The sequence below is a fragment of the Streptomyces sp. NRRL F-525 genome, assembly GCF_000716605.1.
Taxonomy (GTDB): Bacteria; Actinomycetota; Actinomycetes; order Streptomycetales; family Streptomycetaceae; genus Streptomyces.
This window is the reverse complement of record NZ_JNXE01000167.1, coordinates 1-365: the sequence shown is the minus strand read 5'-3', so window position 1 is coordinate 365 and position 365 is coordinate 1. Positions and strand designations below refer to the sequence as shown.

Genomic DNA, 365 nt, shown 5'->3' with positions numbered 1-365 from the left:
ACGGTGGACGGGTCCTCGTACGGACGCAGTCGGCGGCCGTGCGGGGGCCGGACGGGAAGCCCGCCGGGCTGTACTGCGCCTTGAGCGAGGTGCATGTGCAGATCGATCTGGAGCGGTCGATCGCGTTGAGCGAGGCACTGTTCGAGGACGCTTCGTGGGGCGTGGTGCTCGTGGACGCGGATCTGCGGCCCGCGGTGGTGAACGCTCATGCGGCTCGGGCGCTGGGTATCGGGCGTACGTCGGTGCTCGGGCGGCCGCTCGGGGAGTTGCTCGCCCAGGGAGTCGAGGAGCTGGAGAGCGCGCTGACGCATGTGCTGGCGGAGGCTGCGCCGCCCGCGCCGGCGGAGATCTGGGTGAGTGTGCGG

At 71.8% G+C, this 365-nt stretch carries 1 protein-coding gene; it reads left to right on the top strand.

The features are described from left to right. Positions 1–365: PAS domain-containing protein (locus tag OO69_RS48360; RefSeq protein WP_158713551.1), on the top strand; the 365-nt coding region annotated here is incomplete at both ends.